The sequence below is a fragment of the Bartonella sp. PS17NMGDW genome, assembly GCF_042193555.1.
GTDB classification, from domain to species: Bacteria; Pseudomonadota; Alphaproteobacteria; order Rhizobiales; family Rhizobiaceae; genus Bartonella; species Bartonella grahamii.
In genome coordinates, this window is the sequence record NZ_JBHILY010000005.1 from 22,927 (window position 1) to 36,649 (window position 13,723).

7 protein-coding genes and 1 pseudogene are annotated in these 13,723 nt (G+C 37.2%); 4 read left to right on the plus strand and 4 right to left on the minus strand.

Annotation, left to right across the window (positions count from 1 at the left end):
• Window positions 1-70 precede the first annotated feature (70 nt).
• A complete protein-coding gene (aspS, locus tag ACFIJK_RS04780; protein ID WP_375626906.1) occupies window positions 71-1,864 on the minus strand; it encodes an aspartate--tRNA ligase in 1,794 nt (597 codons plus the stop codon).
• A 132-nt stretch (window positions 1,865-1,996) separates the two neighbouring features.
• On the opposite strand from aspS, the gene rnd reads away from it, so the two are divergent.
• Window positions 1,997-3,151: a ribonuclease D gene (gene rnd, locus ACFIJK_RS04785; protein ID WP_375626908.1), complete on the plus strand. Its 1,155-nt coding sequence runs from the start codon at window positions 1,997-1,999 to the stop codon at window positions 3,149-3,151.
• Window positions 3,152-3,790: 639 nt separating this feature from the next.
• Window positions 3,791-3,977, plus strand: a pseudogene (locus ACFIJK_RS04790) (helix-turn-helix transcriptional regulator).
• Window positions 3,978-4,249: 272 nt separating this feature from the next.
• On the opposite strand, the gene ppx reads toward ACFIJK_RS04790, so the two are convergent.
• Together ppx and ACFIJK_RS04800 are read right to left on the minus strand one after the other, a co-directional pair.
• Window positions 4,250-5,767, minus strand: a complete 1,518-nt coding sequence (gene ppx, locus ACFIJK_RS04795; protein WP_375626910.1) for an exopolyphosphatase — start codon at window positions 5,765-5,767, stop codon at window positions 4,250-4,252.
• A gap of 6 nt (window positions 5,768-5,773) precedes the next feature.
• Window positions 5,774-7,954, minus strand: a complete 2,181-nt coding sequence (locus ACFIJK_RS04800; protein ID WP_375626912.1) for an RNA degradosome polyphosphate kinase — start codon at window positions 7,952-7,954, stop codon at window positions 5,774-5,776.
• A gap of 326 nt (window positions 7,955-8,280) precedes the next feature.
• Here ACFIJK_RS04800 and ACFIJK_RS04805 point away from each other — a divergent pair, with 326 nt between their 5' ends.
• Together ACFIJK_RS04805 and ACFIJK_RS04810 are read left to right on the plus strand one after the other, a co-directional pair.
• A complete protein-coding gene (locus tag ACFIJK_RS04805) occupies window positions 8,281-8,529 on the plus strand; it encodes a zinc-finger domain-containing protein (protein ID WP_375611536.1) in 249 nt (82 codons plus the stop codon).
• A gap of 52 nt (window positions 8,530-8,581) precedes the next feature.
• Window positions 8,582-9,829: an FAD-binding protein gene (locus ACFIJK_RS04810; RefSeq protein WP_375626915.1), complete on the plus strand. Its 1,248-nt coding sequence runs from the start codon at window positions 8,582-8,584 to the stop codon at window positions 9,827-9,829.
• A gap of 189 nt (window positions 9,830-10,018) precedes the next feature.
• Here ACFIJK_RS04810 and dnaE read toward each other — a convergent pair whose 3' ends face one another.
• Entirely contained in the window at window positions 10,019-13,507 is a 3,489-nt protein-coding gene (dnaE, locus tag ACFIJK_RS04815; RefSeq protein WP_375626917.1) for a DNA polymerase III subunit alpha, read from the minus strand.
• Window positions 13,508-13,723 lie beyond the last annotated feature (216 nt).

Below are 13,723 nucleotides of genomic sequence, written 5' to 3' on the forward strand. Positions count from 1 at the left end.
ACATGATGCTCTTGAGAGGCATCAAAACTTCACTCTACGTAGAAAAGATGAAAACAATCCATAATCAATTTTATGAGCTATTTTTGTGAGTAGGAGCCATACGGATTCCTAAATCACGTAATTGTGTAGGAGAAACATCAGACGGAGCACTCATCAAAAGATCAAGTGCCTGTTGATTCATAGGAAATAAAGCAACTTCACGCAAATTTTTAACACCCTGCAACAGCATAATGATGCGGTCAATTCCCGCAGCCATGCCACCATGTGGCGGAGCCCCATAATGGAATGCACGATAAAGACCACCGAAACGATCTTTCACAACTTCCTTAGAAAGTCCTACAAGTTCAAAAACTTTAAGCATCATTTCTGGTAAGTGATTACGAATTCCACCTGATGCAATTTCATAACCATTGCAAACAAGATCATATTGAAAAGCTTTAAGAGTAAGAGGATCTTGGGTCTCAAGAGCATTTTCTCCCCCTTGAGGCATGGAAAAAGGATTATGTCCAAAATCAATCTTTTTTTCATCTTCATTCCATTCAAAAAATGGAAAATCAACAATCCACGCCAAAGAGAAACTCTCTCTATCGAGAAGATCTAATTCTTCCCCTACCCGTGTACGGGCTGCTCCAGCAAAAGATGCGAATTTTTTTGGATCTCCAGCCACAAAAAAACAAGCATCACCACTTTCAAGTCCAAGCTGTATACGGATTGCTTCAGTCCTCTGTTCACCAATATTTTTGGCGATAGGCCCTGCTCCTTCCAATTTTCCTTCTTCTTCACGCCAAAAAATATAACCGAGCCCTGGTTGCCCCTCGCCTTGTGCCCATACATTCATACGATCACAAAAAGCACGACTTCCACCCGTTTTAGCTGGAATAGCCCACACTTGTGCATTCTCATCATTCGCTAAAATTTGAGCAAAGACTTTGAAACCAGAATTATAAAAATGCTGAGAAACATCTTCCATAATGATCGGATTACGTAGATCAGGCTTATCAGAACCATATTTTCGCATTGCTTCATCATAGGAAATGCGAGGAAAGCTTTGTGTCACAGTTTTTCCATCTGCAAATTCTTCAAAAATAGAACGCATAATAGGTTCCATAGTTGCTAAAACATCTTCTTGCTCAACAAAACTCATTTCAACATCTAATTGATAAAATTCACCAGGAAGACGGTCGGCCCTTGGATCTTCATCTCTAAAACATGGAGCAATCTGAAAATAACGATCAAAACCTGACATCATCAACAATTGTTTATATTGCTGTGGTGCTTGCGGTAGCGCATAAAATTTTCCTTGATGAACACGACTTGGGACCAAAAAATCACGTGCTCCTTCCGGTGATGAAGCTGTCAAAAGTGGCGTCGTAAATTCCGTAAAACCATTATTTTGCATAGCCCGTCTCATAGCCGCAATAATTTCAGTCCGACGCATGATATTTTTGTGCATAGTCTCCCGACGCAAATCAAGAAAACGATATTTTAATCGAATATCTTCTGGATAATCAGGCTCACCAAAAACCGGTAAAGGAAGTTCATCAGATTTTGAAAGAATTTCTACCTCTTGTGCAAAAATTTCAATCTCACCTGTTGGAAGCGTTGCATTAATAACCTCATCGGAACGTGCACATACCTCTCCATCCACACGAATAACCCATTCAGAACGCACTTTTTCAATAACTTTAAAAGCCGGCGAAGCAGGGTCAGCAACAATTTGTGTGATTCCAAAATGATCACGTAAATCCACAAAAAGAATTCCGCCATGATCACGAACACGATGAACCCACCCCGAAAGACGGACTTGTGCTCCTACATCACATTTACGAAGAGCCGCACAATGATGACTGCGATAACGGTGCATATTTTTTGCCTTTGATTATAATATTCATATGCGCTACAAACGCTTTTTAATAACCATTTGTCAAGATATGAGAATAAAAACTCAAAAATAAAGTCAATAAAGGACAAATTTAATTTATCGAATTATAATAAAATGATGAATCTTATTACACAAACAACCGATCTTGAAATTGCACTTAACGCTCTACATACCTCTGATTTTGTAACAGTCGATACTGAGTTTATCCGCGAAACAACTTTTTGGCCTCAACTGTGTTTAATCCAGCTCGCATCACCAGATATCACAGTTTTGATTGATCCCATAGCACCGGATATTGATTTACAACCTTTTTTTGACCTTATGATCGATAAAAAAGTTGTAAAAGTTTTTCATGCTGCGCGCCAAGATATTGAAACAATTTATCATCTTGGAGGTGTTATTCCTTCCCCTCTCTTTGATACGCAAATAGCAGGATCAATTTGTGGATTTGGTGATTCTATCTCCTATGATCAAATTGTACAACGCTGCACGGGGCATCATCTTGATAAATCCTCCCGCTTTACAGACTGGAGTTACCGCCCTTTGTCTGAAAAACAACTGCTCTATGCACTTGCCGATGTAACCTACTTAAGAGACGTTTACCTATTATTGAAAAAAAGGTTAGAAAAAAATCAACGTGCTCACTGGATGGACGATGAAATAACAATCCTTTTAAATCCTAAGACCTATGATATGCCAGAAGATGAAGCATGGAAAAAAGTGAAAGGAAAAATTAAAAAGCCACGTGAACTTGCTGTATTACAAAAGATAGCAGCTTGGCGGGAACGTGAAGCACGAAAATACAATATGCCACGTCGTCATATCATAAAAGATGAATGTCTTATAGAAATAGCAACCCAACAACCAAAAGATGAATCTGCATTAAAGCGGTTGCGCAGTCTTAATAAGAACTGGGATAAACTCTCAATTGCTCAATCATTAATCAAAGCTGTCCATGAAGGCTTAGAGGTGGATCTTTCTACTTTACCCCCCATTCCTAAACATAATCCACTCAATGATACGACAGCCGCTGTTATCGATCTACTCAAAGTGTTATTAAAAATTGTTGCAAATGAAAACAGCATTGCCCCTAAAATTATTGCAACATCTAATGATTTAGAAAAAATTGCCAATGGAGGAATAAAGAAAAATATTCCCGCTATGAATGGCTGGCGCTATGAAATATTTGGTCAAAAAGCCGAACAACTGCTAAAGGGACAGATAGGGTTTTACTTTAACGATGGAAAAATAAGCACAAAACAACTTTAATTTACATTTTCATTTTGAAAAATCCATTACGCTACTCATTATCTACATCAATTGGTATGCCCTATAGACCAACGCAAACAGGATAAATAAAGCCTACTTCTGACAAAGTTAAAAATTAAATAGTGAACTCTTATTAAAAATGACAGCTAAATCTTTACCCAGTCAATCAAATAGCAATCCTATTAAAAATAATCTAAAAAAAACAGACAGCTCCTTATTTAAAAGTTTTGAAAAGAAAAAGTTCTGATAATAAAAGCGCACTCATTACAAAAATAGCAGCCTAGCAATAGGAACAAACAAAGATATAATATCTTACGTCCCCATATCGTATTAAAAAACTACCGAGATTGCAATATAACAATCAAAAACCAGCCAGCATAACAACTAAAACACCTAACAAAGACAACATACTGATTTATAAAGATAATCTAGCGTTATTTATATTAAATTAGACCCCCGAATATCATAAGATTCTCTCATTCCATCTCAATAAGACTCATAAAGTTTTACATAAGAAATTATATGATAAAGCGCTGTTTTTTTATAGATTAAACGCCTTTCAAAAAATCATGGTTAATAAATAGTTATGATTTATTTCTATTTTTTATAGTGAAAGGATTTTATAATGACTGAAATGATATTCTTTTGACAGACCGTGAAAGTGCAAAACTGCTTCATATGAGTATTTCAACATTCCGGTGTCATGTAACCAATGGATCTCTCCCAAAACCTTTAAAAGTTTGTTTTTTTATCGCGTTGGTTACAATCGAATCTTATCAATATAATCGAGCAAGCTAAACAGAAACGTTATAACGACGCAGCATAAAAAGAAAACCTTTTCAGGTAAAAATGGACAAGGCTTTCATTTTCACATGAAGCTTATGAAGTGAAAAATCCATCTTGTGACGCAAATAACAGAATAAAAAATTATGTTTTCTTTTATGAATGCTCAGAGCATTACCAATGCCTTGCGTGGTGTCTGGTATGAAAGTTATGGAACAAGTCCTATTGTCCAGCTCATGATGATAGGTTAGCTAGTTTATCCCTCGTCAATAGCCCTATTATAAGACATAAAACACGAATAAATTAGGAAAAAAATCAAAAAATTTCAAAAGCGAGAGGTTGTTTTATTATTTTTGATAACGTCTGTAATCGTCCAAGAGGACGTTCTCCTAATAACCCAGCGTAATTCTTTGGGATCTGCAGGATAATATGATCTGCTTTTTTATGCCACAATAAATGAGGTAAAATTCCTGCAACAGAAGCACTAAAAAGATGAGCAATACGCATAGTTTCGCCAAGAATACGTGCTTTCTCAATTATATTTTGAGTTGCTAATTGAAAAATGGGAAGAGATTCTTTATCAACCAATAAACTCGTATTGCGAAAAAAAACAGCAAGCGCCGCATAAAGGCGCCCTTCATGGGAAATTCCTGGATAAGATCCTAAAGCTATTTGATTTGCTGCTTCATTACCTCTATAATCTGGATGTATACGCCAACCAATATCCGCAAGAAGACAAGCAGCTTGACGATAACGACATTCATTTTCAGTTTCTGAAATTCCAAAAACTTCAAAAGCATTCGTCGTAAAATCAATGAGTTCTTCTGCTTGTTTTGGTGAACGTGCCCGTAAAATAGCCATTTCTGTGCATGCTGCAATGAGAGGATCTGACAGCTGAATCGCCTGCGGCAATCGTGAATAAAGAAAACCTTCACGAACGCCAGCACCTGAAAAAATTATCTTTTCAAACTGCATACACTGAATGAGTTCAATAAGAACTATTGCCCCATAAGATAAAAGTTTCCGACGATTCTGAGAAATCGCTGCAATCCCTCTCAAATTATCAATATTGCCACGTGCTACAAGACGTAAAAAGTTCTCCATTTCAACGGCTTCAACTTCATAGCCATGCATAACAGGGAGCCGATAGTGTTTCATTGCCATATGGAGTTTTGCCAAATTACGCCATGTCCCCCCTACTGCATAAAAATAACGTGCTGTACCTTTACGAGTACGAACAACAGACGATTTATAAAATTGCTCATGTACAATTTTTGTAGCTACAGCACTATCATTATTTGACATATACTGTAGCCTTAAACCACCTAATGGGAGAGTTATCCCTTCACCAACATCAGAATGATCAATATCAATCAGCTCAAGACTTCCACCACCAAGATCTCCAGAAATACCTTTTGGTTGATAAAAAGTAGAAACAACTCCATATGCTGAATACATAGCTTCTTCACTTCCTGAAAGAAGATATATTTTATTTTGCAAAATATCTTCAGCATGCTGAATAAATGCTACGCCATTCTTTGCATCTCGTGCTGCTGCTGTTGCTAAAGTATAGACCTCATCTGCCCCAATCTGTCGACAAAGCGTACGAAACCGTTTCAGTGTTTGCAATGCCATTTTCATCGATTGTTCTTCTAAAAATCCCGTTTTTGCCACACCATGACCGAGACCACAAAGAATCTTTTCATTAAATAAAACTGTTGGTGAGCGAACAAGCCCCTCATAAATAACCAACCGAACAGAATTTGAGCCAATGTCAATAACAGCAACAGGCTTACACCCTTTTAACCGACCTTGAGCATCTCTATATGTCATTGGATTTTAGTCTTTATGTATTTCGGCTTGTTGCCGATGCAACGCAACCAAGCGCGAAACAGAAGACTCAAAAGACTCATTTTCCCCTGCAAAACTTGTACTGGCCATAAAATACTCCTGCGCATTAAATAGACTTTCACCTATCTGCGGCGTAATACGTTTTGATGTTCCATCCTTAAGTATATCAAAGCTTTGCTGATTATCAATAATATTAGCCAACATAATCTGTAAAAGAATTTTTTGACGCACTATTTTATTAAAAACTGGAACCAATATTTCAATACGATAGTCCAGATTACGAGGCATCATATCAGCAGAGCCTAAGTAAACGAGTGCATTTTCATTAGGCAAATCTTGACCATTCCCAAAACAAAAAATGCGACTATGTTCAAGAAAACGCCCGACAATTGATTTTACACGAATATTATCCGAAATTCCTAGAATACGAGGACGTAAACAACATATCCCCCGCACAACCAAATCAATTCGCACCCCTGCTTGACTGGCACGATATAAAGCATCAATAATTTCAGGATCAACCAATGCATTAACTTTCATCCAAATAGCAGCAAACCTTCCCTGTTGTGCATGAACAATTTCTCCCTCAATATGCTCTAAGATACGACCACGCAATGTTAAGGGTGAAAAAGCAATCTTCATTGTTTCATTTGGACGCTCATATTGCGCAATATAATTGAACAATAACGCAACATCATGAGCGATATCATCATCCGTGGAAAAAAAAGAAAGATCGGTATAAGTTTTAGCGTTAATGGGATGATAATTTCCTGTTCCAAGATGAACATAAGAGCAAAGACGTTTTCCCTCACGTCTCACAACCAATGACATCTTAGCATGAGTTTTTAATGCAATAAAACCAAAAATAACTTGAACCCCAGCACATTCAAGATCCCGCGCCCAACGAATATTTGCTTCCTCATCAAAACGTGCTTTAAGTTCTACCAAAGCAGTCACAGACTTTCCCTGTTCAGCTGCTTCAATCAAAGCGCTAACAATTGGGCTATCATTTGATGTACGATAAAGTGTTTGTTTGATTTCCACAACATCAGGATCGCAAGCAGCTTGACGTAAAAATTGGACAACAACATCAAATGTCTCATAGGGGTGATGAATCACAATATCATTTTCACGAATAGCCGCAAAACAATCCCCTTTATGTTCACGAATACATTCTGGAACACGAGAAATATAAGGAATAAATTTGAGATCATCACGAGGAATAGAAACAATTTCTGATACCATATTAAGCGCTAAAAATCCATCAAGAACATTAATACAATTATCAGGGACAGCGAGACTATTCGCTATAAATTGGCGTAAACTCTCTGGCATTCTTGCGTCAAACTCAACTCGAATAACCTGCCCACGGCGCCGCCTTTTGAGAGCAGTTTCAAAAAAATGAACAAGATCCTCAGCTTCTTCTTCTACTTCAATATCACTATCTCGGATTACTCTAAATATACCAATTCCTGTAACCTCATAGTTAGGAAATACATGTTTAATAAAAAGGCAAATAACATCTTCAGATGCAATAAAACGAAAATGATTACCCTCTTGAGGAAGAAGAATAAAACGCCTCAAAAGCATTGAAATAGACAACAACACTATGTGAGAGTTCTGATCAGTTTCTCCAGACAATTGAAGCGCAATAGAAAGCCCTAAATTAGGAATAAATGGAAAAGGATGAGTAGAATCAACAGGCAAAGGTTTTAAAACAGGAAAAATTGTCTCAAGAAAATATTTTTCAAGCCATGATTTTTCAATTTCTGAAAGATCATCAGAACAAATAATTTCAATATCATTCTTTTTTAATTCATTACGTAAAACATTCAATTCTCGTAGTTGGTGAGCCTGCAGCTTTGAAATTTCAGCTAATACAATATCAAGTTGTTCCTGTGGAGTGTGCCCATCTGCACTGCACGCTGTAATGCGAGAACGAATTTGAGCGGCTAATCCTGCAACACGAACCATAAAAAACTCATCAAGATTTGCAGCTGAAATAGAAAGAAATTGTAGACGTTCTAATAAAGGATGTCTCGCATTAGCCGCTTCCATCAAAACACGATTATTAAATTGTAGCCATGAAAACTCTCGATTAATAAACCGTACCGGATTTTTCATTGTTATATTCGATATAGAAATTTTATCTACCACCCTCTGTTCCATATATCCTAAATAATTTTCTTTTATATTTTCTAAAATCCTTGACAAAATATCTCACATAACATTTGATAACATGTTATCATCATAATAATATATCAATGCCTAACTTTCCTTATCATTTTTCCATTTAATATTTAAAAATACTTGGAACTATCTTCTATGCGCAAAGCACTAAAAGTAAGACAATTATTATAATATAGCATAAAATAGGAGAAATTTGTCTTAAAAAGCAGCTTGCATTATCATAAGCTTTATTACAAACTCACGCCTATAAAATAGAAGAGCCCAATCATAGCTGATGAGACAATTTATTCTGGAGTTTGTACCCCATGGCTGATCACAATATCCCTCATTTCCAAAATGACCTTGGATATAAAACAATCGAAATTGGTGTGAAAGAATTTATGTGTGTAGGCGCTACACACCCATTCGATCATCCTCATATCTTTATCGACATGGGAGCAGCAGATGAGAAAATTTGCCCTTACTGCTCAACCCTTTATCGTTATGTTCCCTCGCTATCATACGATCAAACAAACCCAACAGGATGCTTATATCATCCAGAAAAGCTATTATAATCGCGTTTTTTGGCTTTCTTAATAACCACTCTTTTAATTCTGCTTGTTTAATATGAAATCATTTGTGGAACAATCACCCATCATTGTTGGAGGAGGAATTGCTGGTTTAAGCACCGCTTTAGCACTCGCTCATAAAGGAATTGCAAGCACCATTATCGAAAAGTATAAGCAACTTGAAACGATAGGCGCTGGTATTCAACTGACACCAAATGCAACATCTATTCTTGCTCGCTGGAAACTTCTTAACAAACTCACTGCAGTCGCTACAATCCCACATTTTCTTGAGTTAAAAGATGGATTATCTTTAAAAATACATCTACGGGCTCATCTTATTAATCTAACAGAAAAATATTGGAAAGCCCCTTATATGACGATTCACCGCGCGGCTTTACAAAAAATTTTATATAATGCAGTGATTGAAAATCCTTTGATCAAATACAAAGCAGGCGAAACGATTGTATCTTCTACCCAATCTGCAAGCAACATTAAAATCACAACAATAAAAACAGATACGGCAACAGAACAGCTTCATTCAACGCCCCTCCTGATCGGATGTGATGGCGTTTGGTCAACATTACGGCAACAATCTCCTTTTCATGAAAGAGCAAATTTTAGTGGCTTTATTGCTTGGCGTGCAACAACAACATTTGATAATCTTCCTCAAAACTTTCGTTCTTCATTGCAAAATATGAAGACAATTACGGCTTGGATGGGACCAAAAAATCATCTTGTTGTCTATCCCATTCAATCGTCAGAAAAAATTTTTAATTTTGTCGCCATCACAAATGGAGAAAATTCAAAAGAAGGATGGGCTCATAAAGGAGATAAAGAAAAACTCAAATCTCTTTTTAGAGATTGGAATTCAAAAATCTTACAAATCTTTGATCATATTGATGAATGGAGCTATTGGCCACTCTTTCAAATGAAACAAAATCGTTTTATCGGTTTAGAGAGACAAGTATTTGTTGGCGATTGCGCACATGCTGCCTTACCTTTTGCAGCACAAGGTGCCGCTATGGCAATCGAAGATGCTGCCACATTAGCAGAAGCACTTTCATTGCAAGATTTTTCATTAACGAAAGCACTTTCGCTTTACGAAACAACACGCACCCCCCGTATTGCAGCAGTAAAAAAACGCGGAGATTTCAATAGATTAGCCTATCACGCAACCGGTCCCATAGCAATTGCACGCAATCTCATGATGAAAATTCGTACACCAGAGAGCATTATGTCAGATCTCAATTGGCTTTACATGTATGATGCAATGAATTCCATAAAAAATAATGATAAAAACTTATAAAATTTTTCCAGTACTTTGAATATTACGAAAGAACGAGATTTTTTGACTCTATGACACTAAAACCCATCATAATTCACTCAAATAAAGGCTATATTTTTTAAAATATACAATCCGATTTTAAAAGCTCAATTTTTAGCTCTCCTAAAAGCAAAAACACCACTCAAAATCAGCTCCCATCTTTATCTTTCTTTAACTCAGTTCTACATCAACAACACCCTGAATTAATTTCATCGCATTTGCGACATGTGAATTTACCTTATATCGCTTAGGAAGCGCAATTTCGACTTCTCGCAATCCATCCTCTTGAATTAAAATAAGCCCAACCTCTCCATTTCCCCCAAGATTTAAATTTTGTTCAATTTGTGGAAGCATATCAACTGTTTTTATAAAAAGACGCATCATTTTATGCTGTTGTAATGATTCCTTTTCCAAAGACTGAATTGTTTCAATTCGCAAACTAACTCCTTCAGAACGATTTTCTGCGCTTACCGTAATAATAAAAGATTTTCCGGGTTCTAGCATCTCTTCATAATCCGATAGTACCTCAGAAAAGAGAACTGCTTCATATTGTCCACTTGTATCAGAAAAATGAATAATTCCCATTTTTTTACCAGATTTTGTTTTACGCACGTTTTTTGCCACAACAGTTCCAGCAAGCCGTGCAGCCGTTGCTCCCCCTTTAACGGCATTGGCAAAATTACCCCAAGTCTGAATGCGTTTTTTGTCCAGAATAGCTTGATACTCCTCCAAAGGATGCGCAGAAAAGTAAAAACCTATAGCTTGAAATTCTCGATAAAGTTTCTCAGCCGGCAACCAAGGGGTTGTTTGCGATAAAATCAATGGTTCTTTTAATCCGCCTGCCATTCCAAATATATCAACCTGCCCGCTAGAATTGTCATCGAGAATACGAAGTGCACGCGCATGAAGAGTTCCAAGATTGGCTAATAAAACCTCACGTGCAATGTTAAAACAATCAAAAGCACCAGCACAAACTAAACTTTCCATCGCACGCTTATTAACAATACGAGGATCAATACGCGCACAAAAATCTTCCAAATCCTTAAAAATCTTATTCCCACGACAAGTAACAATATGATCCACAACAGTTTCTCCCACACCTTTAATGGCAGCAAGAGAATAATAAATACAGTTATCACCAACCTCAAAAACACGATGAGATGTTTGTATAGAAGGTGCAATAACTTCAATACCCAACCTTAATGCTTCACGCCGAAAATCATTGAGCTTATCTGTATTCGTCATATCATATGTCATTGAAGCAGCTAAAAACTCAACGGGATAGTTTGCTTTCATATAAGCTGTTTGGTAAGAAACAATTGCATAAGCAGCAGCGTGCGATTTATTAAAACCATAATCGGCAAATTTTGCTAAAAGATCAAAGATAATATCAGCTTGATCTTTATCCACACCACCTGCAACAGCTCCATTAACAAAACGCGTACGCTGTTTTTGCATTTCAGCATGAATTTTTTTCCCCATAGCACGACGTAATAAATCAGCTTCTCCAAGCGAATAGCCAGCAAGCACCTGAGCAATCTGCATCACCTGTTCTTGATAGACAATAACACCTTGTGTTTCTTTGATCAGATGGTCTATTTTAGGATGAATAGAAGCAATTTCCTCTTCCCCATGTTTGCGTGCATTATAGGTTGGAATATTCTCCATTGGACCTGGACGATAAAGTGCGACCAGCGCAATAATATCTTCAATACGGTCTGGCTTCATTCCAATCAACGCCTTGCGCATACCAGAACTTTCCACCTGAAACACACCAACCGTTTCACCACGTGCCATCATAGCGTAGGTTGTTTCATCATTCAGAGGAATATTTGATAAATCTATTTTAATCCCCTTTCTGGCAACAAAATCGACTGCCATTTTCAAAACAGTAAGCGTTTTTAATCCAAGAAAATCAAATTTTACCAGCCCCGCCTGTTCAACATATTTCATGTTAAATTGTGTAACAGGCATATCAGAACGAGGATCACGATACATCGGGACAAGCTCCCAAAGCGGACGATCTCCGATAACAATCCCAGCAGCATGAGTTGAAGCATGACGATAAAGTCCCTCCAACTGAAGTGCTATATCTAATGCGCGTCCAACAACGGGATCTTTTTTCTTTTCCTCTTCAAATTTAGGTTCATCCTTAATAGCATCAGCCAATTCTACCTGACTTCCTGGCGTAGCAGGAATTAATTTTGTAAGATAATCCACCTGACGATAAGGAACTTCTAAAACACGCCCCACATCACGCAAAACCGCACGTGCCTGTAACTTACCAAAGGTAATAATTTGAGCAACTTGATCACGTCCATATTTTTTTTGAACATATTGAATAACTTCTTCGCGCCGCTCTTGACAAAAATCGATATCAAAATCTGGCATCGAAACACGATCTGGGTTGAGAAAACGTTCAAAGAGAAGAGAAAAACGCAATGGATCAACATCAGTTATCGTCAATGCATAAGCAACAAGTGAACCAGCACCAGAACCCCGTCCTGGTCCAACGGGAATATCATGAACCTTTGCCCATTTTATGAAATCTGAAACGATAAGAAAATATCCCGAAAATTGCATACGCGTAATAACTGAAATTTCATAATCAAGCCGCTGCTCATAATCTGCAATCGTATACCCTTCAGCCAATCCAATTGTTTCAAGCCGCATCTTCAAACCAGCTTTAGCCTGATTTAACAACTCACTATCTTCTACTTCTAAAGTAGCTTCTGAATTAGCAGATTGTTCTATAAAACGAGGCAATATCGGTTTTCGAAGAGGTGTGGCAATATGGCAACGCAATGCAATTTCAACACTATTTTCTAAAGCTTCTGGAAGATCCGAAAACAGTGTAACCATTTCATCTTGTGACTTCAAATAATGATCTGGCGTCACACGTTTGCGATCTGGATTAGAGACTATTTGCCCTTCTGAAACAGCCATCAGCGCATCATGCGCTTCATACCCTTCTCTCTTCAGAAAAAAGGCTTCATTTGTTGCAACAAGAGGAATTTCATGCGCATAAGCCAATTCAATAAGATCAGCCTCTACTCTCCGATCATAAGAGCCATGCCGTTGTAATTCCACATAAAGACGATCAGCAAAAGATTTTTTCAAATAAATCAAGCGCTCAACAGCATGTTCTTTTTTCTCTTCCGCCAAAGAAAGATTAATAGGTCCTCCCTTACCTCCCGTTAAAGCAATTATTCCTTCACTGTGTGCCGACAACCAATTAGCTTTAATATGAGGAGGATCAGTATCACATTTATCAAGATAAGCACGGCTGACAAGACGAACCAAATGAGCATAACCGGTTTCGCTAGCAGCCAAAAGAACAATAGAGCAAAAATTAGCAGAATTACGCCATTTAGCCAAACCTGAATGATCATTTTCATCACAAAAATCAACACTAAGCTGACAACCAATAATAGGTTGGACCCCATGAGAAAGACAATGCTGTGAAAATTCCAAAGCACCAAATAAATTATTGGTATCGGTAATAGCAACCGCTGGTGCATGATCTGAAATCGCCTGTTGAATAATTTGAGGGATTTTTAAAGCCCCTTCGAGTAAAGAATAAGCTGAATGCACTCTCAAATGAATAAAGCGAGGAAGAGAATTTTTGTTCTCTTGCGTTTTATTTTTATTTTTTACCACTCTCACAATTTCCCACTACAAAATAAATGCCAAACAGCACCCCTTATAAAAGAAAAAAACTCCTGTTTATCATAACTTTAAAGCTATAAGTTCATCATCCTACATAGGAGCAATATCCCAATTTTATTAATATTTATAAGAGAGTTCTATCAAGAAAATGCTTCTATTCACAGCAAATAAACAGCTAAAATAAAAAGAAAAACAATACACCTCATC